This window comes from Cupriavidus oxalaticus (assembly GCF_016894385.1).
GTDB lineage: Bacteria > Pseudomonadota > Gammaproteobacteria > Burkholderiales > Burkholderiaceae > Cupriavidus > Cupriavidus oxalaticus.
In genome coordinates this window covers 378,052-404,081 of the sequence record NZ_CP069812.1, presented here as the reverse complement: position 1 = coordinate 404,081, position 26,030 = coordinate 378,052, and the positions used below count along the sequence as shown (strand labels likewise).

24 protein-coding genes are annotated in these 26,030 nt (G+C 68.1%); 10 read left to right on the top strand and 14 right to left on the bottom strand.

The features are described 5' to 3' along the window. Nucleotides 1-498 precede the first annotated feature (498 nt). The 4 genes from JTE92_RS14215 to otsB form a co-directional block, all read right to left on the bottom strand. Nucleotides 499-834: a 4a-hydroxytetrahydrobiopterin dehydratase gene (locus JTE92_RS14215; RefSeq protein WP_084254411.1), complete on the bottom strand. Its 336-nt coding sequence runs from the start codon at nt 832-834 to the stop codon at nt 499-501. 33 nt (nt 835-867) lie between these two features. Continuing rightward, on the bottom strand, nt 868-2,259 hold the full coding sequence (otsA, locus tag JTE92_RS14210) for an alpha,alpha-trehalose-phosphate synthase (UDP-forming) (protein WP_063236736.1): 1,392 nt from the start codon (nt 2,257-2,259) through the stop codon (nt 868-870). Between the two features lie 61 nt (nt 2,260-2,320). Then, on the bottom strand, nt 2,321-4,186 hold the full coding sequence (locus JTE92_RS14205; protein ID WP_084254410.1) for a glycoside hydrolase family 15 protein: 1,866 nt from the start codon (nt 4,184-4,186) through the stop codon (nt 2,321-2,323). A gap of 13 nt (nt 4,187-4,199) precedes the next feature. Next, complete coding sequence (gene otsB, locus JTE92_RS14200; RefSeq protein WP_063236735.1) at nt 4,200-5,027, bottom strand: trehalose-phosphatase; 828 nt, start codon at nt 5,025-5,027, stop codon at nt 4,200-4,202. A gap of 300 nt (nt 5,028-5,327) precedes the next feature. Here otsB and ilvA point away from each other — a divergent pair, with 300 nt between their 5' ends. The 7 genes from ilvA to JTE92_RS14165 all read left to right on the top strand — a co-directional run bounded on the left by ilvA (nt 5,328) and on the right by JTE92_RS14165 (nt 13,407). Further along, the gene (ilvA, locus tag JTE92_RS14195) at nt 5,328-6,866 is read left to right on the top strand and encodes a threonine ammonia-lyase, biosynthetic (protein WP_063236734.1); all 1,539 of its coding nucleotides are present in this window, start codon (nt 5,328-5,330) and stop codon (nt 6,864-6,866) included. A gap of 41 nt (nt 6,867-6,907) precedes the next feature. Then, entirely contained in the window at nt 6,908-7,741 is an 834-nt protein-coding gene (gene queF, locus JTE92_RS14190) for an NADPH-dependent 7-cyano-7-deazaguanine reductase QueF (RefSeq protein WP_063236733.1), read from the top strand. A gap of 290 nt (nt 7,742-8,031) precedes the next feature. Beyond that, nucleotides 8,032-8,769 carry a TetR/AcrR family transcriptional regulator gene (locus JTE92_RS14185; protein WP_063236732.1) on the top strand — a complete coding sequence of 246 codons (738 nt, stop codon included), beginning with the start codon at nt 8,032-8,034 and terminating at the stop codon, nt 8,767-8,769. Further along, complete coding sequence (locus JTE92_RS14180) at nt 8,766-9,752, top strand: HlyD family secretion protein (protein WP_063236731.1); 987 nt, start codon at nt 8,766-8,768, stop codon at nt 9,750-9,752. Before JTE92_RS14185 ends, JTE92_RS14180 begins: the two co-directional genes overlap by 4 nt. A 2-nt stretch (nt 9,753-9,754) precedes the next feature. Beyond that, the gene (locus JTE92_RS14175) at nt 9,755-10,729 is read left to right on the top strand and encodes an ABC transporter ATP-binding protein (RefSeq protein WP_063236730.1); all 975 of its coding nucleotides are present in this window, start codon (nt 9,755-9,757) and stop codon (nt 10,727-10,729) included. Further along, nucleotides 10,726-11,904, top strand: coding sequence for an ABC transporter permease (locus JTE92_RS14170; RefSeq protein WP_063236729.1), 1,179 nt, complete (start codon nt 10,726-10,728; stop codon nt 11,902-11,904). Before JTE92_RS14175 ends, JTE92_RS14170 begins: the two co-directional genes overlap by 4 nt. Nucleotides 11,905-11,916: 12 nt before the next feature. After that, the gene (locus JTE92_RS14165) at nt 11,917-13,407 is read left to right on the top strand and encodes an efflux transporter outer membrane subunit (RefSeq protein ID WP_371136922.1); all 1,491 of its coding nucleotides are present in this window, start codon (nt 11,917-11,919) and stop codon (nt 13,405-13,407) included. A 69-nt stretch (nt 13,408-13,476) separates the two neighbouring features. Here the strand turns inward: JTE92_RS14165 and JTE92_RS14160 are convergent, their stop codons facing one another. The 6 genes from JTE92_RS14160 to JTE92_RS14135 are packed head-to-tail and all read right to left on the bottom strand — an operon-like array spanning nt 13,477 to nt 20,030. Then, nucleotides 13,477-16,719 carry a pilus assembly protein gene (locus JTE92_RS14160; protein ID WP_063236727.1) on the bottom strand — a complete coding sequence of 1,081 codons (3,243 nt, stop codon included), beginning with the start codon at nt 16,717-16,719 and terminating at the stop codon, nt 13,477-13,479. A 48-nt stretch (nt 16,720-16,767) separates the two neighbouring features. Then, entirely contained in the window at nt 16,768-17,319 is a 552-nt protein-coding gene (locus JTE92_RS14155; protein ID WP_063236726.1) for a pilus assembly PilX family protein, read from the bottom strand. A 23-nt stretch (nt 17,320-17,342) separates the two neighbouring features. Beyond that, complete coding sequence (locus JTE92_RS14150; protein WP_063236725.1) at nt 17,343-18,389, bottom strand: PilW family protein; 1,047 nt, start codon at nt 18,387-18,389, stop codon at nt 17,343-17,345. Beyond that, the gene (gene pilV / locus JTE92_RS14145) at nt 18,386-19,015 is read right to left on the bottom strand and encodes a type IV pilus modification protein PilV (protein WP_063236724.1); all 630 of its coding nucleotides are present in this window, start codon (nt 19,013-19,015) and stop codon (nt 18,386-18,388) included. Before pilV ends, JTE92_RS14150 begins: the two co-directional genes overlap by 4 nt. Further along, nucleotides 19,012-19,509: a GspH/FimT family pseudopilin gene (locus tag JTE92_RS14140; RefSeq protein WP_063236723.1), complete on the bottom strand. Its 498-nt coding sequence runs from the start codon at nt 19,507-19,509 to the stop codon at nt 19,012-19,014. The genes pilV and JTE92_RS14140 overlap by 4 nt, the downstream gene beginning before the upstream one ends. Nucleotides 19,510-19,511: 2 nt before the next feature. After that, the gene (locus JTE92_RS14135; RefSeq protein ID WP_084254409.1) at nt 19,512-20,030 is read right to left on the bottom strand and encodes a type IV pilin protein; all 519 of its coding nucleotides are present in this window, start codon (nt 20,028-20,030) and stop codon (nt 19,512-19,514) included. Nucleotides 20,031-20,324: 294 nt separating this feature from the next. On the opposite strand from JTE92_RS14135, the gene JTE92_RS14130 reads away from it, so the two are divergent. After that, entirely contained in the window at nt 20,325-21,257 is a 933-nt protein-coding gene (locus JTE92_RS14130; protein WP_063236721.1) for a MurR/RpiR family transcriptional regulator, read from the top strand. A gap of 5 nt (nt 21,258-21,262) precedes the next feature. Here JTE92_RS14130 and JTE92_RS14125 read toward each other — a convergent pair whose 3' ends face one another. The 3 genes from JTE92_RS14125 to JTE92_RS14115 all read right to left on the bottom strand — a co-directional run bounded on the left by JTE92_RS14125 (nt 21,263) and on the right by JTE92_RS14115 (nt 23,571). Then, the gene (locus tag JTE92_RS14125) at nt 21,263-22,267 is read right to left on the bottom strand and encodes a transporter substrate-binding domain-containing protein (RefSeq protein WP_084254408.1); all 1,005 of its coding nucleotides are present in this window, start codon (nt 22,265-22,267) and stop codon (nt 21,263-21,265) included. Nucleotides 22,268-22,594: 327 nt separating this feature from the next. Then, nucleotides 22,595-22,948 carry a hypothetical protein gene (locus JTE92_RS14120; RefSeq protein ID WP_063236720.1) on the bottom strand — a complete coding sequence of 118 codons (354 nt, stop codon included), beginning with the start codon at nt 22,946-22,948 and terminating at the stop codon, nt 22,595-22,597. A 128-nt stretch (nt 22,949-23,076) separates the two neighbouring features. Continuing rightward, a complete protein-coding gene (locus JTE92_RS14115) occupies nt 23,077-23,571 on the bottom strand; it encodes an ion channel (protein WP_063236719.1) in 495 nt (164 codons plus the stop codon). 182 nt (nt 23,572-23,753) lie between these two features. Here JTE92_RS14115 and JTE92_RS14110 point away from each other — a divergent pair, with 182 nt between their 5' ends. After that, complete coding sequence (locus JTE92_RS14110; protein WP_063236718.1) at nt 23,754-24,002, top strand: PA2433 domain-containing protein; 249 nt, start codon at nt 23,754-23,756, stop codon at nt 24,000-24,002. A gap of 93 nt (nt 24,003-24,095) precedes the next feature. Here the strand turns inward: JTE92_RS14110 and JTE92_RS14105 are convergent, their stop codons facing one another. Then, entirely contained in the window at nt 24,096-24,440 is a 345-nt protein-coding gene (locus JTE92_RS14105) for an RcnB family protein (RefSeq protein ID WP_063236717.1), read from the bottom strand. 358 nt (nt 24,441-24,798) lie between these two features. Between JTE92_RS14105 and JTE92_RS14100 the strand changes: the two genes are divergently transcribed. Next, nucleotides 24,799-25,980: a GGDEF domain-containing protein gene (locus tag JTE92_RS14100; protein ID WP_063236716.1), complete on the top strand. Its 1,182-nt coding sequence runs from the start codon at nt 24,799-24,801 to the stop codon at nt 25,978-25,980. Nucleotides 25,981-26,030: the final 50 nt, after the last annotated feature.

The following is a 26,030-nucleotide window of genomic DNA, read 5'->3' as shown; positions in this document are numbered from 1 at the left end:
ACCCCCGGCCCCTCTCCCGCAAGCGGGAGAGGGGAGCAAACAACGGGCAGGGATAGGCTTGTGGGCTCATCAGCAATAGCGCCAAGCGAGCGCAGCGACGCGTTCCGTGCCCGAGCCCTTGCCCCTGCCCCTGCCCCTGCCCCTGAGATGCTGCCGGCGCGCAGCGCAGCCGCAGGCGTTCCTACGTTGACCCACGCAGCAGGGGCCAATCACAGCTCTGGGCTCGTTCAATCACCGCGTCAATCCCGAGCCACGGTGGCGCACCAAGGCGTCAGGCAGCCCTGTCCTGCAACGAAGCCCAGCCCCGTACGAAAGCCCCGGCACACTACGATAAGAGTGACCGCCCGCAGGGCCGTAAACGCGCTTTTTGGTGACTTTTTGTCGCTCGGACAAAAAGTTACCCGCCCTTTAGGGCGGAACCGGGCACATCAAATATCCACCAGATGCAGGCCGCAGCAAGCAACGTCAGCAGTCAGCAGTCAGCAGTCAGCAAGAACCCTATCCCACCAACTCCCCACTCCTCACCGCCATAATAAAATCATTCCGATGCAACCCCTTGATCTTCTTGGTCCGCCAGGAAACCGTAGCATGCCCCCATCCAAAACTGATCTCCGGATGATGCCCCTGCTCTTCCGCCAGCTGCCCGACGCGATCAACAAACGCCAATGCCTCGGCAAAGTTGGCAAATGAAAATCGCCTCTCCAACCGCGTAGCCCCATCCACCAGATCCCATCCAGGCGCCTGCGGCAATAACGCCTCTGCCTCATCAGGCGTCAGCGGCGGCACGCCGCCACGACATGGCGTGCATGTTTGCGATGCCAGATCCTCACTCATAGCGCACTCCCAAACAGGCGGTAGCAGAACAAATCAACCACCCTCAGTCTCAGCCAACGCGCGCAAGAATTCACCACTCCACCAGTGCACATCCTGCACCCGAATCCGCTCCAGCAGCTTCTGGTGCCGCGACTGGCGCTCGGCCAGCGGCATATGCAACGCCTGCTGGATCGCCTGCGCAGTCGCACGGGTATCGTAGGGATTCACCAGCAGCGCCTCCTTCAATTGCTCCGCCGCCCCGGCAAAACGCGACAACACCAGCACCCCCGGATCCTCCGGATCCTGCGCGGCAATAAACTCCTTGGCCACCAGGTTCATCCCGTCCCGCAGCGGCGTCACCAACGCCACGCGGCTCGCGCGGCATAGCCCGGGCAGCCGCTTGCGCGCGGTAGTGCGATGGATATACCGCACCGGCATCCAGTCCAGCTCGCCGAACTCGCCATTGATCGCACCAGTCAGCTGCTCCATCGCGCTGCGCAGGTCCACATAGGCATCGACCGACTCGCGCGACGGCGCGGCGATCTGCACCAGCGTGGCGCTCATCCGGTTTTCCGGATATTCCGCCAGCAGCCGGTAGAACGCCTTCAGCCGCTGCGGCAAACCCTTGGAGTAATCGAGCCGGTCGATGCCAAGCAGCAGCCGCCGGCGCGCGTACTGGGCGCACATCATCTCGTAGGTTTCCTGCGCTTCCTCGCCGCGGCCGAGCGCAATGAACTCATCCACGTCGATCCCGATCGGGAAGGCCTGCGCGCGCACCGTGCGATGGAAGGCGCGGTAGCGGTGTTCGCCCATCGGTTCGGCCTGGGCCTCGGCCTGCACGTAGCGCGAGAAGTGCTCCACGTCGGCATGGCTCTGGAAGCCGAGCAGGTCGTACGCAAACAGCGCGCGCATCAGCCACTCATGCTGCGGGATGGCAGCCAGGATCAGCGGCGGCGGCAGCGGCACATGCAGGAAGAAGCCGATCTTCTGGCCGCAGCCGATCGCGCGCAACTCGGACGCCAGCGGGATCAGGTGGTAGTCGTGGATCCAGATGACGTCGTCGGGCTTGAGCAGCGGCGCCAGCTTGCGCGCGAACAGCTGGTTCACCCGGCGATAGCCGTTGAGGAAGTTGGAATCGAAGTCGGCGAGGTCGAGCCGGTAGTGGAACACCGGCCACAGCACGCCGTTGCTGTAGCCGAGGTAATACGCGTCGTGGTCTTCGCGGCTCAGGTCCACCGTGGCCAGCGTCACGTTGCCGGCCTGCTGCAGGTGCAGTTCGCCTTCGCCGGGGGTGCCGCCCTGGGCAGAGTCCAGCGCCTTGCCGCTCCAGCCAAACCACATCCCCCCAGTCTGGCGCAAGGCTTCGGAAAGCGCCACGGCAAGGCCGCCGGCGGCCACGTTGCGCGGATCTGCGACACGGTTGGATACGGCTACAAGTCTTGGCATATGTTGTTTTCTGGATTCCTTTGTTGTTGTGGTGCGGGATGACGGGGGCGCGGGTGCAGGGTCAGATCACCGTGTCCCACGGCGCCGACAGCCGCATCGCGCCATTGATCAGCCCGACCATCGAGTAGGTCTGCGGGAAATTGCCCCACATCTCGCCGGTCACGGGATGGGTGTCCTCGGACAGCAAGCCGAGCGGGTTGCGCGCCGCGAGCATCGCTTCGAAGATCTCGCGCGCCTCTTCGCGCCGGCCGATGCGCGCCAGCGCGTCGATGCGCCAGAAGGTGCAGATATTGAACGCGGTCTCGGGCTTGCCGAAATCGTCGGGCGCCTCGTAGCGGCGCATATACGGCCCGTCGCACAGCGAAGTCTCCAGCGCCTTCACCGTGGCGATAAAACGGGGGTCGCGCGGATCGATGAAGTTGACCTCGGCCATCAGCAGCACGCTGGCGTCGAGCTCGCGCCCGCCGAAGCTTTCGGCAAAGGCCTGGCGCGATTCGCTCCACGACTCGGCCAGGATCTGTTCCTTCATGCGGCTGGCATGGTCGTGCCAGTACGCCGCGCGCGTCGGGATCTGCAGCTTCTCGGCGACCTTGGCCAGCCGGTCGCACGCGGCCCAGCTCATCAGCGCCGACGAGGTATGCACGCGGGCGCGCGTGCGCAACTCCCACATGCCGGCATCGGGCGTGCCAAAGACCTTCACTGCCTGCTCGCCCACCTCTTCCAGCCGGCGGAACTCGGCCGGGCCGCCGCGGTGCAGCAGCCGGTGGTCATGGAAGGCCTGCGCCGCGCCCAGCACCACGTTGCCGTAGACGTCATGCTGGAAGTGTTCCTGCGCCTGGTTGCCCACGCGCACCGGCCCCATGCCGCGGTAGCCGGCCAGGTGGTCGAGCATGCTCTCGGGCAGCTCGCGCTCCAGGCCGATGCCATACAGCGGCTGGATATGCCCGTCCTGCGACTGCATCACCACGTTGGAGAGCCAGCGCAGGTAGTCCTCCATGGTGCCGACCTCGGACAGGCTGTTGAGCGCGCGCACCACGAAAAACGCGTCGCGCAGCCAGCAGAAGCGGTAGTCCCAGTTGCGGCCGCTGCCTGGCGCCTCGGGGATGCTGGTGGTCATCGCCGCGACGATGGCACCGGTCTCTTCGTACAGCGACATCTTCAGCGTGATGGCCGCCCGGATCACCGCGTCCTGCCATTCGCGCGGCACCGCCAGCCGGCGGCTCCACAGGCGCCAGTAAGCGGTGGTTTCCTGCTCGAAGTCGCGCGCGATCTCTTCCACGCCATGCGCCAGGGTTTCGTCCGGGCCCAGGATGAAGTTGTGCCCGCGCGTGACCAGGAACGGCGTGTGCGACAGCACGTAGGCCAGCGGCGCATCGGTGGTCATGCGCAGCGTCATCGATTCCCCGATGTAGCGCACATGGCTGCTGCCGCGCGTGATCTCGGGCGCCTTGCGGCCCCATTCGAAACGCGGCGCCACCACCACCCGCACGCGCGGTGCGCCGCGCACGGGACGGATGCGCCGGATCAGCGTGGTCGGGCGGAAATAGCGTCCCAGCCGGAAGAAGCGCGGCGCGAAATCGGTGATTTCCAGGCAGTTGCCATGGGTGTCGGTCAGCCGCGTGCGCAGCACCGCGGTATTGGGTTCATACCACTGGCTGGCGCTGTGGAAGTCCTCGATCTCGATCGAGAACTGGCCCGCGTTCTCGCTGGGGTCCAGCAGCGCATTGAAGACCGGATCGCCGTCAAAGCGCGGCAGGCACGACCAGACGATGCGCCCTCGGCCATCCACCAGCGCGGAGATCGCGCAGTTGCCGATCATGCCCAGCGACAGCGACGGCTCGGCATACCGGCTGCTGCCGTCCACGGTCTTGTTCACGCCTTCACTCGGCGGCTTGCCCAGCTCGCTGGGGCTGCTCGTATTGGTCACAGCAGTACCTCCCTCAGGATGCTGTCGGATGCGGGTTGTGGCGCGGTGCGCCTTCGCGGCCTGGCTCGGCCTCGTGCGGCACGGCGCCGGGCTGGCCGGCGGCGCGCGCGGATTGATCCAGCGCCCGCGCCGAGCGGTGCAGCCAGCTGCGCAGCGCCGCGGGCCCCTCCACGCTGACGCCGGCCACGGTCTCGCGCCGGCCCACCAGCACGCCCAGCCCGCCGAGCTTGCGCACGGCGGCAAAGCCGGGCTCGTCGGTCATGTCGTCGCCGGCAAACAGCGGCGTGCGGTCGCAAAACGGTGCCGACTTCATGAAGGCGGCGATGGCGTCGCCCTTGTCGACCCCGGCGGGCTTGATCTCGACCACCATCTTGCCGGGCAAGGCCTCCAGCCCCACCGCGTGGCGCAATACGTCAGTGACGGCGGCATCGACCAGGCCGGCGAGCTCGGGCGCCTGGCGGTAGTGGATGGCAACGGCGACGGACTTGCGCTCCAGCCGCAACGCCGGGTAGGCGTGCACCAGCGCTTCAAGGTGTGGGATCAGCGGCTCGAGGGCGGGCGCGGGGGTCTGGGACACCATGCCGCCGTCGGTGCGGAATTCGGCCCCGTGGATGCCGGCCGCCGGCAGCTGCAAGGGCCGCAGGAAGTGGTCCAGCTCGACGATCGGCCTGCCGGAGATGACGGCGAGCGCGCCGTCCAGCCGCTGGTACAGCAGGCGCAGCGTGCCGACCAGTTCAGGCTCCACCTGCACCAGTTCGGGCCGCGGCGCGAGGTCGGCCAGCGTGCCGTCGAAGTCGAGAAACAGGGCGGTATTGGGTTCGATAAGCGGTAGCTGAGGCATCGCGTTACACCGTAACACGTCAGTTTGACCGGCGTCCACCGGGCGCCGTCCTACATGGCGGCAGCGCAATCGTCAGCCGATGCAAGTCCGGGGCCAGCCCCGGCGCCTCGTTCCGAGCCACGCCACCAGTGCACTCCCAGCCACTTCAGACAACGCCCACCGCCCTCCCGTGCACGCCGCGCCGGGCGACGGGTGGGCCGCCCCGGTGGGGTGCGCGGTGCCGCCATCCTTTATCATTGGCGGTTTCCGCCAGAATTTCCGGTTTTTTTGCGCCGCCCCCGCGGCCCCTGCCCTGACACCATGACCCGCTCGTCCGCCGCCCGCCCCGATTACCTGAAGAAAATCCTGACCGCCAAGGTCTACGACGTGGCGCAGGAGACCGAACTGACCTATGCGCACCAGCTGTCGGCGCGCACCGGCAATTCGGTCTGGTTCAAGCGCGAGGACACGCAGCCCGTGTTCTCGTTCAAGCTGCGCGGCGCGTACAACAAGATGGCGTCGCTGTCGGCGGAGGAGCTCAAGCGCGGCGTGGTTGCCGCGTCGGCCGGCAACCATGCCCAGGGCGTGGCGCTGTCCGCGGCCCGGCTGCAGTGCAAGGCCATCATCGCCATGCCGGTGACCACGCCGCAGGTAAAGATCGACGCGGTGCGCGAGCGCGGCGGCCAGTGGGTCCAGGTCGAGCTGCACGGCGAGTCCTACAGCGATGCCTACCACCACGCCGCCGAGCTGGAGAAAAAGCACAAGCTGACCTTCATCCACCCGTTCGACGATCCCGAGGTGATCGCGGGCCAGGGCACCATCGCCATGGAAATCCTGCGCCAGCACCCGGGCCCGATCCATGCCGTGTTCGTCGCCATCGGCGGCGGCGGGCTGATCTCGGGCGTTGCCGCCTACATCAAGGCGGTGCGTCCGGAGATCAAGGTGATCGGCGTGCAGACCGTCGACTCGGATGCGATGAAGCGCTCGGTCGACGCCGGCAAGCGCATCGAGCTGAAGGAAGTGGGCCTGTTCTCGGACGGCACCGCGGTCAAGCTGGTCGGCAAGGAGACCTTCCGCATCACGCGCGAGCTGGTCGACGACATCATCCTGGTCGACACCGATGCCATCTGCGCCGGCGTGAAGGACGTGTTCCAGGACACGCGCAGCATCCTGGAGCCGGCCGGCGCGCTGGCGGTAGCCGGCCTGAAGGCGTATGCCGAGCGCGAGAAGCTCAAGGGCCAGCACCTGGTCGCCATCGCGTGCGGCGCCAACATGAACTTCGACCGCCTGCGCTTCGTCGCCGAGCGCGCCGAGGTGGGCGAGGCGCGCGAAGGTGTGTTCGCCGTGACCATCCCCGAGGAGCGCGGCAGTTTCAAGCGCTTCTGCGAGCTGGTCGGCACGCGCAGCGTGACCGAGTTCAACTACCGCATCGCCGACACCAGCATGGCGCATATCTTCGTCGGCGTGCAGATCGCCAGCCGCGCCGAGAACGACAAGATCGCCGCCAGCTTCCGCAAGCATGGCTTCGACACGCTCGACCTGTCCAACGACGAACTGGCCAAGCAGCACATCCGCTACATGGTGGGCGGCCGCTCGGCGCTGGCGCATGACGAGCTGCTGTACCGCTTCGAGTTCCCCGAGCGGCCGGGTGCGCTGATGCGGTTCCTGTCGAGCATGAGCCCGAACTGGAACATCAGCCTGTTCCACTACCGCAACCAGGGGGCGGACACCTCCAACATCCTGGTCGGCATCCAGGTGCCGAAGAACGAAAAGCGCGCCTTCCGCGCCTTCCTTTCGACGCTGGGCTACGTACACTGGGACGAAACCGACAACCCGGTGTACAAGCTGTTCCTGTCCTGATTGCTGTCCTGACCGCTGTCCCGATTTCCGCTGAGCGCCCCATGAGCCTCCCCGAACACTCGCCGCTGGGCAAGCCCTCGGCCTACAAGACCGAATACGACGCCTCGCTGCTGTTCCCGATCCCGCGCCAGCCCAAGCGCACCGAGATCGGCCTGCCCGAAGGCAAGCCGGTGCCTTTCTTCGGCGTCGACATCTGGAACGCGTACGAACTGTCATGGCTGAACCTGAAGGGCAAGCCGCAGGTGGCGCTGGCCACCTTCATCATCCCGTCGGACACGCCCAACATTGTCGAGTCCAAGTCGTTCAAGCTGTACCTGAATTCGTTCAACCAGACCAAAATCGCTTCGCCCGAAGCGCTGCAGCAGCTGCTGCACCACGACCTGTCCGAAGCCACCGGCGGCACGGTGCAGGTGCGGCTGGTAACGGAGGCGGATCTCGGCAAGCAGCAGATGGGCGAGCTCGACGGCCTGCTGCTGGACCGGCTCGACATCGAGGTCGACCGCTACGAGCCCGCGCCCGAACTGCTGTTCGCCGACCAGGGAGAAACGCCGGTGGAAGAAACGCTGGTGTCGCACCTGCTCAAATCCAACTGCCTGGTCACGGGCCAGCCCGACTGGGGCAGCGTGCAGATCCGCTACGTGGGCGCGCCGATCAACCAGGAAGCGCTGCTCAAGTACCTGATCTCGTTCCGCAACCACAACGAGTTCCACGAGCAATGCGTCGAGCGGATCTTCATGGACGTGCTGCGGCAGTGCAAGCCGGTGAAGCTGGCGGTGTATGCGCGCTACACGCGGCGTGGGGGGCTGGATATCAATCCGTTCCGGACGAACTTCAATACGGCCTGGCCGGACAACAAGAGGAATGCGCGGCAGTAGGTGTTTTCAAGCGCTACCAGTTTGCTCCCCTCTCCCGCAAGCACGCGGGAGAGGGGACCGGCGTACTGGATTTGAAGCGGCATCGTCGACCACCGGCGCTTCGTGCCGGCCTCAAGACTCCCTGCGCAACCTCACCCTTAGGGCTTCACCGGCCCCCAGGGACTCCACTTCAGCGCGCCGCCCGCTGACACCTGCCCGCACGCCAGGTGCGCGAATGCCGACGTTGTAACCGAACTTGAATTAATTAATTCTAAAATTAATATTAATTCAACCCGGTTCGACACACGTCCATGCCGCGCAAACCCGCTACCCCGAAGCCCCCCGAGCGTCGCACGCCCGGCCGCCCCGCCGCGGGCCAGCCCGGCCAGCGCGAGCGCATTCTCGACGCTGCCACCGACCTGTTTTCGCGGCAAGGCGTCGCCGGCACGCCGGTCAAGGCCATCGCTGTGCAGGCAGGCGTCACGCCAGCACTGGTCCACTACTACTTCAGCGACCGCGAGCTGCTGCTCGATGCCGTGATCGAGGAAAAGGTGCAGCCGCTGGTGGCGCAGTTCTTCGCAGCCGGCCCGCAGGACACGGAGCCATTGGCGATGCTGGTCGGCATCGCCACCCGGCTGGTCCGTGCCGCGGCCGATACGCCATGGTTTCCCGGCCTGTGGATCCGCGAGGTCGCCAGCGACGACGGCGCGCTGCGCGAGCGCGTGCTCAAGCGCTTTGCGCTGCAGCGTGCCGGCGCCATGATGGCGCCGCTGGCGGCGGCGATCGCCAACGGGCAGCTCAACCGCGGGCTGGAGCCGGCGCTGGTGATGCCGTCGCTGGTGGGCCTGACGCTGCTGCCGCTGGCCACCACGCATATCTGGCGCCGGCTGCCGGGCGCCGAAGCGGTCGATACCGACGCGCTGGTGCGCCATGTCTCGGCGCTGCTCACGCATGGGCTGGCCCCCGCGCCGGCTGCCGGCGCCGAAACCTCGCCCGCATCGAAGAAGAAGGGCCGCGCGCCCAGGCATTCCCCGGAGTCCGCTTCATGAACGCCGCTGTTTCCACCTTTCGCGCGCTGTCGCGCGCGCTTCCCATCGCTGCGCTGCTTGGCGCCACGCTGCTGGCCGCCGGCTGCAGCAAGCCCGGTACCGACAACTGGCAAGGCTATATCGAAGGCGAGTTCGTCAGCGTCGCGTCACCCTTTGCCGGCCGCCTCGACACCCTCTCCGTGCAGCGCGGCCAGCAGGTCGCGCAAGGCGCCGCGCTGTTCGCGCTTGAATCCGACGACGAACGCGCCGCGCGCCAGCAGGCCGAGGACCAGTTGCGCGCCGCCGAAGCGCAGTTGCAGGACATGAAGACCGGCAAACGCCCGGTCGAAGTCGACGTGAGCCGTGCCCAGCTGGCGCAGGCCCAGGCCCAGGCGCAACGCAGCGCCGCCGCACTGCGGCGCGACGAGCGCCAGTTCGAGATTGGCGGCATCGCGCAGGCGCAGCTCGATGAATCGCGCGCGCAGGCCCGCAGCGATGCGGCGCGCGTGCGCGAGCTGCAGCGCGATATCGACGTGGCACGGCTGCCGGGCCGCGATGCGCAACAGGCGGCGCAGGCCGCGCAAGTGGCCGCGGCGCGCGCCGCGCTGGCGCAGGCGGACTGGAAACTGTCGCGCAAGACCGTGGCCGCCACGCAGGCCGGGCTGGTCTACGACACGCCCTACCGCCTCGGCGAATGGGTGCCCGCCGGCAGCCCGGTGGTGCGCATGCTGCCGCCCGGCAACGTCAAGGTGCGCTTCTACGTGCCCGAGGCCGTGGTCGGCGCGCTGCGCAACGGCCAGGCGGTGCAGGTGCGCTGCGATGGCTGCGCCGCGCCGGTGGCGGCCAGCATCACCTATGTCGCCAACGAAGCCGAATACACGCCGCCGGTGATCTACAGCAACGAGACCCGCAACAAGCTGGTGTTCCTGGTGGAAGCGCGCCCGTCAGCAGCCGACGCCACCAAGCTGCGGCCCGGCCAGCCCGTCGAGGTGGTGCGGCAATGAACATGGAAACCAGCCACGCTGCCAACGGCCGCGCGCAGGAACTCGCCATCGACGTGCGCGGGCTGAACAAGCACTTCGGCGACAAGCACGTGGTCAACGACCTCAGCATGCAGGTCGCGCGCGGCGAAATCTTCGGTTTCCTCGGCCCCAACGGCAGCGGCAAGACCACGTCGATCCGCATGATGTGCGGCCTGCTGACGCCCGATTCTGGCGAAGGCACCTGCCTGGGCTTCGACATCCTGAGCGAGGCCGACCAGATCAAGCGCCGCGTCGGCTACATGACGCAGAAGTTCTCGTACTGGGACGACCTGTCGATCCGCGAGAACCTCGACTTCGTCGCGCGCGTGTACGGCATGCCGGACCGGCGCAATGCCGTCGACCGCGCGCTCGAGGACCTGGGCCTGGCCACGCGCTCGGCGCAGCTCGCGGGGTCGCTGTCGGGCGGCTGGAAGCAGCGGCTGGCGCTGGCGGCCTGCCTGCTGCACGAGCCGGAACTGCTGCTGCTCGACGAGCCCACTGCCGGCGTGGACCCCAAGGCGCGCCGCGAGTTCTGGGAGCAGCTGCACCTGCTCGCCGCGCGCGGCATCTCGGTGCTGGTCAGCACGCACTATATGGACGAGGCCGAGCGTTGCCACAAGCTCGCCTATATCGCCTACGGCAAGCTGCTGGCGCAGGGCACCGCCGACGAAGTCGTGGCCAGCCAGCAGCTGTCGACATGGAGCGTGGAAGGCGACGACCTCGCCACGCTGTCGGAGCAGTTGCAGGGCGCGCCCGGCGTGGAGCAGACCGTGGCATTCGGCACCGCGCTGCACGTCACCGGCCGCGATGCGCAAGCGCTGGCCGCCACGCTGGAACGCCTGGCCGGACCGGGGCGCCGCGTGACGCAGGCCGAGACCAGCCTCGAAGACGTGTTCATCCACATGATGGGCCGGGCCGAGGACAACATGGGCACGCGCAAGGCGAAGGAGCCGACATGAACGCCGCCGCAATCCCAAACCCCCGCAAGCCACGTGCCAACGCCACGCGCTTCTCGCTCCAGCGCTGGTGGAGCATCGTGCTGAAGGAATTCCTGCAGCTGCGCCGCGACCGCGTCACCTTCGGCATGATCGTCGGCCTGCCGATCATGCAGCTGCTGCTGTTCGGCTTTGCCATCAACACCGACCCGCGCCACCTGCCGACCGCGGTGATCGCCGCCGACCAGAGCGAATTCACGCGCACCTTTATTGCCAGCATGCAGAACTCCACCTACTTCAAGGTGGTCGCGACGCTGCCCGACGAAGCCGCCGGACGCGAGGCGCTGATGAAGGGCGACGTGCAGTTCGTGCTCAGCATCCCGCCCGACTTCACGCGCAAGCTGCTGCGCGGCGAACGCCCCGCGCTGCTGGTGGAGGCCGATGCCACCGATCCCTCGGCCACCGGGCAGGCGATCGCGGCGCTGCCGCAACTGCCGTTCAGCGTCGGCAAGCATGACCTGAAAGGCTCGCTGGCGCCGCTGGCGGGCGGCAAGGCGCCGTTCGACGTGCAGGTGCAGCGCCTGTACAACCCCGAAGGCCTGACCCAGTACAACATCATCCCCGGCCTGATGGGCGTGATCCTGTCGATGACCATGGTGATGATGACCGGGCTGGCGATGACGCGCGAACGCGAGCGCGGCACCATGGAGAACCTGCTGGCCACGCCGGTGCGGCCGCTGGAGGTGATGACCGGCAAGATCGTGCCGTACATCTTCATCGGGCTGATCCAGGTGACCATCGTGCTGCTGGCCGCGCGCTGGGTCTTCAGCGTGCCGTTCGTCGGCTCGGTGACGGCGGTGTACCTGGCGGCGCTGCTGTTTATCGCGGCCAACCTGACGGTGGGCATCACGCTGTCGTCGCTGGCGCAGAACCAGCTGCAGGCGATGCAGCTGACCTTCTTCTACTTCCTGCCCAACATCCTGCTGTCGGGCTTCATGTTCCCGTTCGCCGGCATGCCCGGCTGGGCGCAGGCGATCGGCAACATCCTGCCGATGACGTATTTCAACCGCATGGTGCGCGGCATCCTGCTCAAGGGCAGCGGCTGGGCCGAGCTATGGCCGCAGGTCTGGCCGATGGCGCTGTTCATCGTGGTGGTGATGATGATCGCGGTGCGCTTCTACCGCCGCACGCTGGACTGAAGGATGGCTGCCATGGCCCGACTTTTTCCCTTGATGGCCGCGGCCGCGCTGCTGGCCGGCTGTGCCGTCGGCCCCGACTTCCGCAGCCCTGCGCCGCCCGACGATGCCGGCTACGTGCCGGGCCCGCAACCGGTTGCCACCGTGGCGGCCGACAGCGGCGATCGCCACGCGCAATCGCACGCGCAGACGCTGGCCGCCGGCGCCGACGTGCCGGCGCAATGGTGGACGCTGTTCCGCAGCCCCGAGCTGGACGCCACCATGCGCATGGCGCTCGACGCCAGCCCCACGCTGGCGCAGGCGCGCGCGCGGCTGCGCGAGGCGCAGGAAAATCTCGCCGCGCGCACTGGCGCCACGCGCTGGCCCGCGGTCGACGCGCAGCTCGATACCACGCGCCAGCAGGTCAATTTCCAGTCGATGGGCATCACGTCGATCCCCAGCCCGGGACCGTTCACGCTGTACGGCGCCACGGTGCAGGTGTCCTACGTGCTCGACCTGTTCGGCGGGCAGCGGCGCGAGCTGGAAGGGCTGCAGGCGGCGGTCGACTACCAGCGCTACGAGCTGGAAGCGGCGCGGCTGGCGCTGGCCGCCAACGTCGCCACCGCGGCGATCCGCGAGGCCGGACTGCGCGCGCAGCTGGTCGACACGGTGGCGCTGGCCGAAGCCCAGCGGCGCCAGCTTGGCATCGCCGAGGAACGCCTGCGCGCCGGCGGTGTCGCGCGCGTCGACGTGCAGCGCCAGCGCGCACAGCTCGCCCAGACGCAGGCGCTGGTGCCGGGCCTGCAGCGCCAGCTGGAAACGACGCGCCACCAGCTCGCGGTCTACACCGGCCAGACCCCGGCGGCGGCGTCCTTGCCGACATTCACGCTGGACGCACTGCACCTGCCCGACACGCTGCCGGTCAGCCTGCCGGCCACGCTGGCGCGGCGCCGCCCCGACATCCGCGCGGCCGAAGCGCTGCTGCACCAGGCCAGCGCCGATATCGGCGTGGCCACGGCCAACCTCTATCCGCAGGTCACGCTAAGCGCCAGCGGCGGCAGCCAGGCCACCGCCGCGCGCGACCTGTTCAGCAGCCTGAATGTGTGGAGCCTGGCGGCCGGGCTGGTGCAGCCGGTGTTCCGCGGCGGCGAGCTGCAGGCGCGCAAGCGCGCGGCCGAAGCGGCGTACGAGCAGGCGCTGGCCGCCTACCGGCAGGCCGTGCTGCAGGGCTTGCAGGACGTGGCGGACTCGCTGCGCGCGCTCGAGGCCGACGCCGCCACGCTGCGCGAACGCGCCGACAACGCGCGCCAGGCACGCGACACGCTGGCGGTGGTGTCGGAACAGTACCGGCTCGGCGGCGTCAGCCAGCTGGCCGTGCTCGATGCCGAGCGCGAGGCGCGGCAGGCATCCCTCGACCTGGCGCAGTCGCGCGCCGACCGGCTGGCGGATTCGGCAGCGCTGCTGCAGGCGCTGGGCGGCGGGTGGTGGCAGGAGGATGATGCGGCAATGGCAGCGGCGCCCCGGTAAGCGAGCCGGCAAGCGAGCCGGCAAACGAGCCGGTAAGGGCGCCGGCAAGCGCCCCACTGCCGCGGCCGGTCACTTCCGGTCGGTCTGCGTGTACCAGTAAGTGCGCTTGCGCTTGCCGATCCCCGGCGGCGAGATCTTCTGCGCGCCCAGCGACGAAGTATTGTCGCCGCCGCCGGGACCGGTCTGGTTGCCGCCGCCGATCAGCACCGGCACGTTGCTGGTGTTGCCTGCCGCATCCGTGACGGCAACCACCCCGAACACCGGCGACGGCGGCAGGCCACCGTTGTTGAACACGACATGGCGGTTGTTGTTCAGGCCCTTGCCGGTCAGGAACGAAACCGCATAGCCGCGCGCAATGCCCAGGTCCGGATAGCACACGCCCGACTTGGGCACGCTCGGCTGGTTGGTGCCGAAGTAGGTGTAGCCGGCCACGGTCAGCGGCGCGTTGACCACCTTCTCGCCGGTGCCCAGCACCAGGTAGAAGCCCTTGCCGGCGGTCGTGTCGGTGTACGCGGTCGAAGTCGCGTCGAACAGGTCGGCCTCGGTCAGCGCCGTCCATGTCGACGGCAGCCCGCCGGTGAGCACCGTGTCCTTCAGCATGTAGAAGCGGTTGCTGACGTTATAGGCCAGGCCCGGCGTGGTGCTGGTGGTGTACAGCGGATGCTCGCGGTCGCCGCTGCCGATCATCACCGCATCGTAGTTGCCGGTGGTGATGACGTCCGGCGGATACATGAACTTGCGCGCATCGTTGGTGGCCTGCGCGCCGCCCAGCGACGCGAACTTCTGCAACGTCCAGGCATCCGACCCGATGCCGGCCGCGGTCTCGAAGTCCAGCCGCCAGACATTGCCGCCAACATCGCCGACATAGCCCTTGTCGACCAGCCCGTCGCCGTTGCGGTCCACCACCGCCACGTCGGACGGGATCGCGCGGTTCAAGCCGGCGGGCGTCGTGCACACCGTGGCGGCAAGGCCGGTGCAGTCTGCCAGCCATGCGCGCACCACTTTGCCCTCGAAGGCATCGAACACGATCACGCCACGTCCTTGCCCCGAACCGCTGCCGCCCTGCGAAGGCTCGGCGTCCTCGGCGGGGTCGTAGCCGGCGCCCATCACCACCAGCGGGTTGGCATACCCCTTGACGCGGATCACGCGCGGCTGCGACCAGGTCTGGCCAAGCTCCGGGATGCTGGTGCTGTCGGCCTTCCACAGGAATTCCGGCGCCAGCGGATCGGTCACATCCAGCGCATAGGTCAGGCGCCCGCCGCGGCGCGCGGTCAGGTAGATCACCACGCGCGGCTTGGCCGGGTCGCGCAGGTCCTGGAACACCGTGGTGGTGCCATCAAAGAAATAGTCGCGCGGCTTCGCACCCGAGCCCGTGGGCGATCCGCTCAGCTGCACTTCGGGCTGGTTGGTATAGAGCCGGCCGAGCTTGCCGTAGAACTCAGGCGGAATGAAGCCCCACAGTTCCCCGCCCGGCCGCACGCCGCCGATGCCGATGTCCTGGTTGCCGTTGACCGCATGGAAGACGCCGTCGTTGGCGCCATAGAACACCACCACGCCGGTCGTGCCGCCGTAGTTGATCACCACCGGGCGCGAATGCAGCACGTCGCCATGCACCGAGCCGCGCACGGTGACGCTGCCCCCAGGACCCTTCTGCTGCTCCGCGCCGGCGATCGCGCTGTCGCCCAGCGCCCGCACGTCGCGGCCACGCACCCACCTGATCAGGTTGCTGACGTCGGCCGCGGTGGCGTTGAGCGCAGCCTGCCCGCCGGTGCCGGCCAGCCAGCCGTTGGACGTATCGAATGAAGCCAGCGTCTTGCCGCTGCATACCCCGGACGGGCAGGTGTAGAGCTTGCGTCCGCTCTGGTCGGTGGTGAACTGCGCGCGCAGCATTTCGCCGGCGCCGCCCTTCTCGACGATCTCGCCGTCGCCGCCGACCACACCCGCCACGCCGTCGGCAGAATCCAGCGCACCGGCGGCCCCGGAGGGGCTGTTGACCCAGAATCCCTTGGCAGGCCAGCCGCTTGCCGGACTGCCGGTATAGCTCGAGCCACTGAACCCCAGCGGCGGCTCGGCGGTCCAGAAACTCTTGGCGTTAGGCGAGATAAAGCCCGTGCCGGCGTTGCTGATCGCACTCTGCTGGTTGGGGCCGCTGGGGTTGGCGTCCAGCACCACGATCTGGTTCTTGTTGTCGTAGCCTAGCTTGTACTGCTTCAGGTTGCCCATCCAGCGCGGCGCCGCGGTGGCGTCGGGCCGGAACATGCCGATGTAGATCTGGTTCAGGTACGAACCCTGCCCGTTCACGCTGACCGGCAGGCTCACCGACGAGAACACGTTGTTGACCGCCTGCATCTCGTTGAAGATCTGCAGCAGCGCGTTCACCAGCGCATCCACGTCGCCCAGGCTGACCACATAGCGCTTGCCGCCGGCGTTGTCGGCCATGCTGCGGGTCGACTCGACATAGTCGGGGTTCCTGTCGTCCGTGACGGCAATGGTATAGGTGATGATGTTCTGGTTATTGTCGAGATTGCCGTTCACGTCGGTTTCGTACATGAACCGCGCCCACTCGTCGCCCCAGTTGCTTTCATACTTGTTGGCCGCCGTGTCGAGCTTGAGCTGGGTCAGCTGCCTGGCGCTTGCACCGGCCGCGGCAAGTGCGTCCCTGGCCTCGGTGCCGGTGTCCTGCGGCTTGCCGTTGTTGACCGCGTTGGCAATGTAGATGACGAAGTTCTTCTGGCACGGGTTGGTGATCGGCGACGCGTACTGCGTGCCCGACAAGCCCTTCTTGCCGCTGAAGAATGCCCAGGCCTCCTGCATGCCGCCGCCCACCTGGGAGTTGTTCGAGTTGTCGGCCTGGCGGTCGATGCTCTTGATGTACTCCAGGAATTTGCCGCCGTTTTCGAGGTCCATCAGCGGCAACGTGTACGGCGCAGCCGACGGGTAGCGGAACTTGCCGCCGGGGTTGGTGCCGGTGCCGAACATCATCAGCCCCATGTTGATGTTGCCGGCCAGTTGCTCGTTGGTCACGAGCGTATTCACCGCCCGGTAAAGTGCGCACTGGATCGCGCCGACGTCGGTGCCGGCATTGTTGGCGCTGACGACATCGGGGACATCGCAACCACGGATGGTCGTGGCCGCATTCCACGTGGACGCATTGTCCAGCAGCAACAACACATTGGGCTTGGTGCCGGCATTGTTCTGCAGGCCGGTGAACAGGTCGATGTCTTCCGCATGCGCGCCCTGCCATCCGGCCAGGGCAAGCAGGGCTGCGGCGAAGGCGGCATGGCGCCGATTCCGGCGGGCTGGGCTCGTCATCCGGGTTCCTGTGCGATCAATGGTGAATAGGTGGCAATGCCCGTGCGGTCAGGGGCAGGCCGAGCCGGTCGGCATGCGCACCGCCACGCCCTGGTGGACCGTTGCCACGGCGCCGGTGCCGGCGCTGTCGTCGACCGTGGCGGACACGTCCCACTGGGTGGCGTTGCACAGCGAGTTGCCCGCGTTGTTGCCGGCCGTGACGATGCCGGTGTTCTGCACACCGCTTCCGATCATGCACGAGACATCGTCGGGATCCTTCAGGTCGAGCTCGACGTTCTTGATGGGCTTGCTCGCCACGCATTCCGGCGTGGCGACCTGGGCCACGTAGTCGGCCTTGCCGTCGCCGCTGACATCCACCGCCACGCTGATGGCTGCCGGTGCCTTGGTGAAGTCGTCGGAGATCACCTGCTCGATCGACTGCTGCGCGACGTCACGCGCTTCGGCGGTATGCTGCTGGTTGGCCGCGACCTTGACATTGATCAGGCCCGAGTTGACCAGTGCCACGGCGATCAGCAGGAACAGGACCATGAACACCAGGGTCACGACCAGCGTGACCCCGGTCTGCCTGCGGCGCAGCGGACTGCCGGATGACCTCTTCATTGCTCGCCCTTCGCGGTATCGCGTCATTGCTCACGCAGTCCTGCCACATTGACCAGCCGCGCCACCTGGGCGTAGACATGGCGCTTGTAGCCGTCATTGAACGGGCCGCTGGCGGCGGCGCGCCCCAGGTCATAGGTGCGGGTGTCCACCTGGCCGCCGGAGGTCCGCAGCGTGCGTGCCAGCAGGTTCACGCGCACGGTGGTCACATTGCTCCAGTTGGCCAGCGCATCGGTCCAGTCGTAGCCCGGCACGATGGGGCAGGCAGCGGCGTTGTTGGCGCCGGGATCGTCCACATAGCAGTCGGCGGAGCCGTTGCTGTCCAGGTCCACGCCGTACGCCAGGTGCATGTCCTGTATGCCTTGCGCCAGCGAACGCGACTGGAATGCGCCGTTGACCAGCTCGGCCATCTTCAGCGTGGGGATGCCGTCCCCGCCGTTGCTGCAGCGGTCGCACGGCGCGAGATAGAACGCGCGCACCACCGCCTCGCGCAGCGCTGCCGGCACCGCCGCATCGCAAGCCTTGGTGCGCAGCGGGAAAGCCGCCGCCGCGCTGGCATCGAAGACAAAGGCAGTGCTGTCGTTCGGGCAGGCCGACACCTGCAGGTAAGGCACGCCAGGCATCGGGGCCGCCACCGGCGTGGTCGACACGCGCCGCACCACCAGCACCTCCGAGGTGGCGGCAAGGTCCGGCAGGCAGGGTGCGGCCACGCCGGCGGCATAGCCGGCCAGAGGCAGCGGGACGGTGCCGCCGGCGGTGAAGCCGAGCGCCGCGGGATCCGTCGCGCACAGCGCCGGGCCGGCAACCGTGGCGCCCCGCGCGATGCTGCCCGTCCCGAAAAATCCCGCGAGTTCCACTTCGCGCCGGATCTGGTCCAGCGCATAGCGGCCGTTCTCGACCTGCTCGGCCGACTTGACGAACTCGGTGCGCGACAAGCTGTTGGCGTAATAGAGGCTGGCCAGCGCGGTCAGCAGCACCAGGCCGATGGTGATGCCGATCATCAGTTCGACCAGCGACACGCCGCGCTGGCGCCGCCGCAGCCGGCCCCGGGCAATCCGCAGTGCTGCCGTCATGACACGGTCCCCAGCGAGCCGATGCGGATCTGCGTGCTGACCGCGCGGCGGTGGGCATCGGTGCCGTACTGGTCCTGGCCGCAGCCGAGCGCGGGGGCGCCGGTGGCGGCCAGGCCCTGCCAGGCCACGGTGATGCGGTAGATGCTGGCGGCCGCGTCGACGGTGTCGATGCAGCCGCGCGCGCCGATCATCGCACCGACGGCCTGCGCCGCGACGCCGGCGGCGCCCGGGCTGACTTCGGCGCTGCCCAGCAATGCTGCGTTCCAGGCCTGCAGGTCGCCGTTGGCGGTGGCGTTCTGCGCATCAGTGCCCAGGGTGCACGCTGCCGGCGCCGCGCTGCCGGTGCCCAGGCGCATGCCGTTGGCGCCGTCGGCATAGCACGGCGCCACCTGGCGGTTGGCATTGATGCGCGTTGTCATGTCCTGCAGCAGCGCCAGCGCCTGCACCCGCTGGTACGACTCCATCTCGGTCTGTCCCGAGCGCGCCACCAGCCCGGCCGTGCCGAGCAGCGCGACGAGCAGGATCACCACCGCCACCAGCACTTCGATCAGCAGGAAGCCGCCCTGCCTGGCGCGGCGGCCTGGCCGCGCGCGCGGCCGTCGCGGCCGTGAAAGCGTTCGGGTCATGGGCAGGCTCCGGTGTCGGACGCAACGCGGCCGGTCTCGCTGACCTGCACGCACGCGCGCAGCGCGGCGGAGGTGTCATTGGCGGGCGCAAGCTCGAAGCGCATGGCCGCGCCGGCAAGCCGGCCGTCGTTGCCGAGCACCACCGCGCCGGCGGCGCTGGAGGTGATGGCGAGCCCGCCGTAGGGCCCGAAGGTGCGCACCGTTTCCGCACCAGCGCTGACGGTCCAGCCCGCGGTCCACGCCGCCCCGGTGGGCGCCAGCGTCACGGTGGCATTGCGCTTGACCGCCTCGCTGCGCGCCAGCAGCAGTGCCGAGCTCAGGTCGAGCGAGGCGCTGCGCACGCGCTGCCCCGCCATCAGCGAGGCAAACGAGGGCGCGGCGGCGAACGCCAGGATCGCCAGCACGGCCAGCGTGCACATCAGTTCGACCAGGGTGAAGCCGTGCAGCGCCCGCGGCTGCGGGCGGCACAGGCGAAGCCGGTAGGTGGCTGCCATGGTCAGTTCCAGCAATCGGTACCGCCACCGGACGCCGACTTGGCGCCGGCGCTGGTCAGCGTCAGCGTGCCGCAGCCGGTGTCGGCGCTCAGCTGGCTGCCCTTGGGCGTGGCCACGATGCTGTAGCCCGGCGGCAGCGCGGCATTGGGGGTGACGGTGACGTCGTAGCGCGTGCCCTGCGCGGCCGGCACCGACATGCCGAGCGCGCCGAGACTGGCGGCATAGGCGCGGTTGTCGACGAGAAACCGCTCCTGCGCGCCGGAGACTTCGAGCATGAACGACTCGATCGCGGCGCGGTGCGATCGCACCACATGGCGGCTGTAGTTGGGGATGGCGACGGCGGCCAGGATGGCGATGATCGCGACGGCGATCATCAGCTCGACCAGCGTGAAGCCGCGCGCGTGCGCGCCGCGGCCTGGCATGGCGCCCGCCGCGTCTGTTCCTGCCCCGATTTGACCCTTGACCCGAAACGGCGGCGTGACCATGCCGCCGTGTCGCACTGCAGGGCTTCTATGTCCCATGCTCGCGCTCCGTACCAATTATGTTCCGGTTGACCGATTTCCGGAGGTTATGGCGCGGAGTGTAAGTCACTGCCCCTTAAGTGGGTAAGAAAATTCTGATGACAGTGCGCCGGCGTTGCGGCAATCCGACAATCGGGGGGCTTGCCAAATCCCTTGGGTACAGCTTGGCGGCCGCCGGACGTTAACAGCTTTCGACGGGCTTTCGACGCGACGATGTGTCCCGAGCGCCACCGCGCGGCGCGCTCCCGTGCGCGGCTGTGCAACAATCGTTACAACCACGAATCCGGAGTGCCCATGCCGTCCGACAGCCCCACCCATCCGCCGCAACCTCCCCAGGCCAATCCCACGCCGGCGCCGCCCCAGGACCTCGACGCGCTGCTGGCCTTGCTGCGCGCCAGCTTCCCAAGCCTGAGCACGCAGTTCCAGAGCGGCGCGCGCTACCTGCTCGACCACCCGCAGGACGTGCCGGTGCTGTCGATGCGCAAGATCGCCGCCAGCGCCGGCGTGCAGCCCGCCACGCTGGTCCGGCTGTCACAGCACCTTGGCTTCGAGGGCTGGCAGGGCCTGCGCGAACTCTTTGTCGATGCGCTGCGCGGCGGCAGCCAGCCCTATGCGCGCCGCGCGCGCAAGGTGGTGCGCGAAAGCAGCGCCAGCCGCATGCTGGGCGAGATGCTCGACGCCCAGCACCACAACCTCGACCTGATTGCGGCCAACAACGACAAGACGCTGCAGCAGGCGGCGGAGCTGCTGTCGCAGGCGCAGAACGTGCACGTGGCGGGCTTCCGCTCGTGCTTCCCGATCGCGTTCACCTTCCACTATGTCTACCGGCTGTTCCGCAGCTCGGTGCAGCTGATCCGCGCCGATGCCGGCACGCTGGAAATGGAGCTGCGCGGGCTTGCACCCAAGGACGCCGTGGTGGTGGCCAGCTTTGCCCCGTATTCGCAGGAAAGCATCCGCGTGGCGGCGGCCGCGCGCGAGTGCGGCTGCAAGGTGATCGCCCTGACCGACAGCACCGTGGCGCCGATCGCGCTGGCGGCCGACTGCACGCTGCTGTTCTCGGTCGAGAGCCCGTCGTTCTTCCCGTCGATCACGGCCGGCGTGGCCATGGTCGAGGCGCTGGTCGAGCAGTTGCTGGCGCGCAAGGGCAAGGGCGCGATCCGCGCGCTCGAGCAGGCCGAAGGCGAGCTGCACCGCGCCGGCGCCTACGTGCCCGCCGGCCGCGGCTGAGCGGACTACTCGAAGGCCTCGTCGTTGGGGCTGGCGTAGGCCTTCTTCAGCGGCTCGCTCATCGGCAGCTCGAAATTGACCTGCTTGGGCGGCACCGGCGCGGCAAACCACTTGCTGTAGAGCTTGTTGATCTCGCCGCTGCGGATCAGCCCGCCGATGGCACCGTCGACCACCTGCTTGAAGCCGGGATCGTCCTTGCGCAGCATGAACGCATAGGCCTCGAACGACTGCGGCGTGCCCACCACGGTCCAGTCGGCGGGATTGGGCGCCAGCGTGCGCGCGCCCGACAGCAGCACGTCGTCCATCATGAACGCGGCCACCCGCCCTGACTGCAGGATCAGGAACGACTCGCCATAGTCCTTGGCGCTTTGGATGGTGATGTTGGCCTGCTTCTCGTCGTTGAGCCGGCGCAGGATGCGCTCCGACGTGGTGCCGGCATTGGTCACCACCGCCTTGCCCGAGAGGTCGCCGAAGTCGCGCACCGGGCTGCCCTTCTTCACCAGCAGCCGCGTGCCGGCGACGAAGAACGTGGTCGAGAACGCCACCTGCTGCTGGCGCGATTTCAGGTTGGTGGTGACGCCGCACTCCAGGTCGACGGTGCCGTTCTGCACCAGCGAGATCCGGTTCTGCGAGGTCACCGGCACCATGCGCACCTGCAGCGCGGGCACGCCGGTCTCGCGCTTCACCGCATCGATCACCCGGTCGCAGATGTCCTGCGAGAAGCCGATCACCTTCTGGTTGGCGTCGTAGTAGGAGAACGGGATCGACGCGGTGCGATGGCCGATGGAGATCGTGCCTGAGGACTTGATCTTGCCGAGGGTCGGGCTGGCGGCGGAATCGGTGACACCGGCGGCGACACCGGCGGCAACACCTGCGGCAACACCGGCAGCATGCGCCGTGCCGGCCGTGCCGCTGCAGAGCACCAGCGCCGCGGCGGCGGCCGCGGCAGCCGTGAACCGGCGCGGGGTCGGTGAACCGCCGCACGGACGCGTGACTTCTGCTGCTTTCATACAGGCTCTCCTTGGATAGCTTGGTTGGCATGGGTGCCGTTCAGCGATGCACCATCGCATCGGGAATGCTATGCAATCAGCAACAAGTGTTCCATCATGGATAACCATGAAACATATGTATTTTTAACGGGCGCGGCGAAACAGCTGTTGGGACTGCGGGAAAATGTGCGCGAACGTGGTGCATTGGCGCGCCAGATCCGTGCGGCGGCGCAGCATGGACACTGGCAAGGAGGCGGGGAATCAGGCGCGGAACCGCGCGAGGCGGTGGATGGCGGAAGGGCAGCAGCGGATGGCGCGCCTGGCGCGACCGTCCGCCGTGGAACCGGCTTACCGGATGCACTTCTCCTGGTACGCCTGCTGCAACGACTTGCGCGGGCGCTCGCGTTCCAGCTCGGGCACCTGCCGCCCTTGCGCGGTCTCGATGGTCGAGTCGGTGGCGCGGTACTCGCGCTTGGGCGCGACGGCGATCTGCGCGGCGAGTTCGCGGCATTCCGCCGACTCGATGCTGGCCGGCGTCGCGTCCGGATCGGGGCGGTAGGGCGTGGTGCCCTGCTGGACTGCCTCGTTGATGGCAGCTGCGGCGGCGCCCTGGCCGTCCTGCTTCTGCGCCTGGGCGCTGCAGGCCACGACAAGGGTGGCAAGTGCGGCTAGGCGGATCAGGATGCGCTGGCGGCTGGGCATGGTGTCTCCTCGGAAATATGGCTCGTTGCTTTGCAGGAGTCGCCAGCTTAAACGTTCACGGCTTGTCTGGCACTAGCGGCATCTGCGGCACTTCCGGCATTTGTTGCCGGCGCGGGCGGCGGCATGCGCTAGCGCCCGCGGTGCTCGCCCTCTTCGTCGAGCAGCCAGTCGCGCCGCATCACCACATAGGTAAAGGATGCGGACCAGCCGATCAGGATCAGGCCCACCAGCGGCTCGATGGTCGCGATCAGCCGGGTCGCGCCGACCGGGTAGAGGTCGCCCAGGCTCTGCGTGGTAAAGGTCTCCAGCGCAAAGTAGGCGTAGACCAGCAGCGACGGCTGGCCGTGGCGGGTCGGCATGCCGGGCGCGGTCGATCCCGCCAGCCAGCCGAGGCCGAGCTCGTTGTCGGCAAACCAGAAGCCGAACGCGAACACCATCGCCTCCAGGCAGTGGACCAGGATGATGCAGACGATCAGCACGCCGATATTGACGCGCCCGCTCCAGCGCCGCGGATGCAGCGACGACAGCAGACGCAGCGCTTCGTAGTGGATGCCCACCACGGTCACGGTCAGCACCGCGGCGCACAGCAGGGCCAGCAAAAAATTCTCGGCAGAGTTTTCCATGCGCAACCGGTCGAGGGGCTGAGGCGTCCGGCTCCGGGCGGGCAAAAGCAGACGCCCTCCAACATAACATCGGAAAGCGCGCGGGAAAACCGGCACGGGAACTGCCGGCCGGCAGCGGGCATGTCCGCCACGCGGGCCATGCACTATGCTTGAAATCCCACCATCCCCAAGCGGAGGCCGACGTGCGTAAATCCATTCCGATCCTCGCGGCGCTGGTGTTGTGCGGCGCCAGCGGCCTGGCGCTCGCCCACAACTGCCCCAACGAGATGAAGGACATCGACGCCAAGCTCAAGACCAAGCCCGCGCTGTCGTCCGACGATGCCGCCAAGGTGGCCAAGCTGCGTGCGGACGGCGAGGCCTACCACAAGGCCGGCAAGCATGACGAATCGATGAAGTCGCTGCTCGAGGCCAAGAAGATACTTGGCATCTGAAGCGGGACGCTGAAAAAAGAGCCGCTGCGCAACCCCGCGCGGCGGCTTTGCTTTGCTGCATTGCCCCGGGGCGAGACGCCCCGGACGTGTGGATCAGGAGCCCGACCCCACCTGCTGGATGACGCCGTTCGGCGCCACCAGGTAATACTCGGCGCCAACGCCTACCCAGCGCGTGCCCTTGCGCGGCGCGGGCAGGTTGTATTGCTTGTAATCGTCGATCACATACTGGCGGTCCCTGAACTCGGTCGGCAGGCGGTCGCCTTTCTTCCATTGCTGCACCTGCATATACGGCGAGCTTTGCGGAGCTGGCGGCGGCGCTGCCCCAGCGGGTTCTGTCATCGGCCGGGTGGTCTGGCCACTGCCTTGCGCCATGGCAAACGGCGCCGCCAGCACGCTTGCCGCCAGCAGCAGGACAGGCATCGCTTTCTTGATATTCATCGTGATCTCCTTGCGTACGGAAAACCGAACTGCCGGAGGATCCGGACAGCATCTACCAGATTAGTCACAAAAGCGGAAAACCGTGGCAACCGTGGCCCGGCAGCCACGTCCCGGCGTTCACAATTGTTTGCCCGGCGGCAGCAGGCGCCATGTGCCGGGTGCCGTGGTGGTGGCTAAAATGCGACCTGACGGAAACACGCGGCAGGCCGCGGCAAGCGCCGCACCTGCCCAGGGCGCGCATGCGTCCCATCATGTTCCCTGGCCATGCCCTTCGGCCGCGCGATGCCACAGCGCATGCGCGCCCTCGCCGCGGCTTGCAACCACCCCTGCCAGAGAACGACAAAAACAGGGGACTCTCGTGTTGCAAGACGCTGGTCGATTCCTGGCACTGGTCAATCCCGCCATCGCCATCGCATTCTCGCTGTGCTTCGTGCTGGCCTGGCGCTATGAGCGCACCCGGCATTACCTGTTGCTGCCGGCCGCAGCGTACGGCATGTACGCGATCGCCATCACCCTGCAGATCGTCTGGCCGCCGCGGCCCGGCGGCGGACAGGCCACGGTGACCGGCCTGCTGTACCTGGGCAGCGGGGTGCTGTTGCTGCGCGGCATGCTGGCGCGCATCGGTGCGCGGGTCGATACCTGCACGCAGGTGGCATTGCCGCTCGCACTGCTCGGCGCGATCGCGTGGTTCGACCTGGTGCAGCCGCGGCTGGTGGCGCGCATCTACATCCTGAACGTCGGCATCGCCATGATCCTGCTGCTGGGCATGCCGGCGCTGGCCCGGCTGCGCGCCGGGCGCCTGGCGGACCGCGTGCTGTTCTGGGTCTACCTGCTGTTCTCGCTGCATTTCCTGCCGCGCACCGTGCTGACCGTGATCCCGGCCGCATCGCACGATCCGGCCACCTTTATCCGATCGGCCTACTGGCTGTGGCTGCAGGCCACGCTGGCGCTGCTGCTGATGGCGCTGGCCCTGGCGTTGCTGGCCGCGGCGGTGCAGGACATCATCGTCGGCCTGCGGCACGAGCGCGACACCGACCCGCTGACGCTGCTGCATACCCGCCGCGGCCTGGCCGCGCTCGCCGTGCAACAGATCCCGCCGCCGCCCGGGCAGCCGCTCAGCCTGCTGGTGTGCGACCTCGACTTCTTCAAGTTCATCAACGACAACTACGGCCACAGCGCCGGCGACGCGGTGCTGGCGCAGTTCGGCCAGATCATCGCCGGCGGCATCCGCCGGCGCGATATCGCGGCGCGGCTGGGCGGCGAAGAGTTTGTCGTGCTGCTGCCCGATACCGCGCCCGACGCCGCGCTGCAACTGGCCGAGCGCCTGCGCCATACGCTCGAACACACGCCGATGACGGTACTGCCCGGCGTGCACCGCGTGACCGCCAGCTTCGGCGTGGCGACGCTGCGGCCCGGCGAAGACCTGGATACGCTGCTGATGCGCGCCGACCACGTGCTCTACGCGGCCAAGAACCGCGGCCGCAACTGCGTCGCGTGGGAGCGGGACGAAGCCTTGCAGGCGCCCGGCGCCCTTGCGTGAGGCGGGGCCGCAGGTAGATCACCGCGGGCGCGCGCAGGATCCCGCGCAGG

What these genes read in the sequence shown, in the direction of transcription:
- JTE92_RS14215 (WP_084254411.1), bottom strand. Translation starts at nt 834, where the DNA reads ATGAGTGAGGATCTGGCATCGCAAACATGCACGCCATGTCGTGGCGGC.
- otsA (WP_063236736.1), bottom strand. Translation starts at nt 2,259, where the DNA reads ATGCCAAGACTTGTAGCCGTATCCAACCGTGTCGCAGATCCGCGCAAC.
- otsB (WP_063236735.1), bottom strand. Translation starts at nt 5,027, where the DNA reads ATGCCTCAGCTACCGCTTATCGAACCCAATACCGCCCTGTTTCTCGAC.
- ilvA (WP_063236734.1), top strand. Translation starts at nt 5,328, where the DNA reads ATGACCCGCTCGTCCGCCGCCCGCCCCGATTACCTGAAGAAAATCCTG.
- queF (WP_063236733.1), top strand. Translation starts at nt 6,908, where the DNA reads ATGAGCCTCCCCGAACACTCGCCGCTGGGCAAGCCCTCGGCCTACAAG.
- JTE92_RS14185 (WP_063236732.1), top strand. Translation starts at nt 8,032, where the DNA reads ATGCCGCGCAAACCCGCTACCCCGAAGCCCCCCGAGCGTCGCACGCCC.
- JTE92_RS14180 (WP_063236731.1), top strand. Translation starts at nt 8,766, where the DNA reads ATGAACGCCGCTGTTTCCACCTTTCGCGCGCTGTCGCGCGCGCTTCCC.
- JTE92_RS14175 (WP_063236730.1), top strand. Translation starts at nt 9,755, where the DNA reads ATGGAAACCAGCCACGCTGCCAACGGCCGCGCGCAGGAACTCGCCATC.
- JTE92_RS14170 (WP_063236729.1), top strand. Translation starts at nt 10,726, where the DNA reads ATGAACGCCGCCGCAATCCCAAACCCCCGCAAGCCACGTGCCAACGCC.
- JTE92_RS14165 (WP_371136922.1), top strand. Translation starts at nt 11,917, where the DNA reads ATGGCCCGACTTTTTCCCTTGATGGCCGCGGCCGCGCTGCTGGCCGGC.
- JTE92_RS14160 (WP_063236727.1), bottom strand. Translation starts at nt 16,719, where the DNA reads ATGACGAGCCCAGCCCGCCGGAATCGGCGCCATGCCGCCTTCGCCGCA.
- JTE92_RS14155 (WP_063236726.1), bottom strand. Translation starts at nt 17,319, where the DNA reads ATGAAGAGGTCATCCGGCAGTCCGCTGCGCCGCAGGCAGACCGGGGTC.
- JTE92_RS14150 (WP_063236725.1), bottom strand. Translation starts at nt 18,389, where the DNA reads ATGACGGCAGCACTGCGGATTGCCCGGGGCCGGCTGCGGCGGCGCCAG.
- pilV (WP_063236724.1), bottom strand. Translation starts at nt 19,015, where the DNA reads ATGACCCGAACGCTTTCACGGCCGCGACGGCCGCGCGCGCGGCCAGGC.
- JTE92_RS14140 (WP_063236723.1), bottom strand. Translation starts at nt 19,509, where the DNA reads ATGGCAGCCACCTACCGGCTTCGCCTGTGCCGCCCGCAGCCGCGGGCG.
- JTE92_RS14135 (WP_084254409.1), bottom strand. Translation starts at nt 20,030, where the DNA reads ATGGGACATAGAAGCCCTGCAGTGCGACACGGCGGCATGGTCACGCCG.
- JTE92_RS14130 (WP_063236721.1), top strand. Translation starts at nt 20,325, where the DNA reads ATGCCGTCCGACAGCCCCACCCATCCGCCGCAACCTCCCCAGGCCAAT.
- JTE92_RS14125 (WP_084254408.1), bottom strand. Translation starts at nt 22,267, where the DNA reads ATGAAAGCAGCAGAAGTCACGCGTCCGTGCGGCGGTTCACCGACCCCG.
- JTE92_RS14120 (WP_063236720.1), bottom strand. Translation starts at nt 22,948, where the DNA reads ATGCCCAGCCGCCAGCGCATCCTGATCCGCCTAGCCGCACTTGCCACC.
- JTE92_RS14115 (WP_063236719.1), bottom strand. Translation starts at nt 23,571, where the DNA reads ATGGAAAACTCTGCCGAGAATTTTTTGCTGGCCCTGCTGTGCGCCGCG.
- JTE92_RS14105 (WP_063236717.1), bottom strand. Translation starts at nt 24,440, where the DNA reads ATGAATATCAAGAAAGCGATGCCTGTCCTGCTGCTGGCGGCAAGCGTG.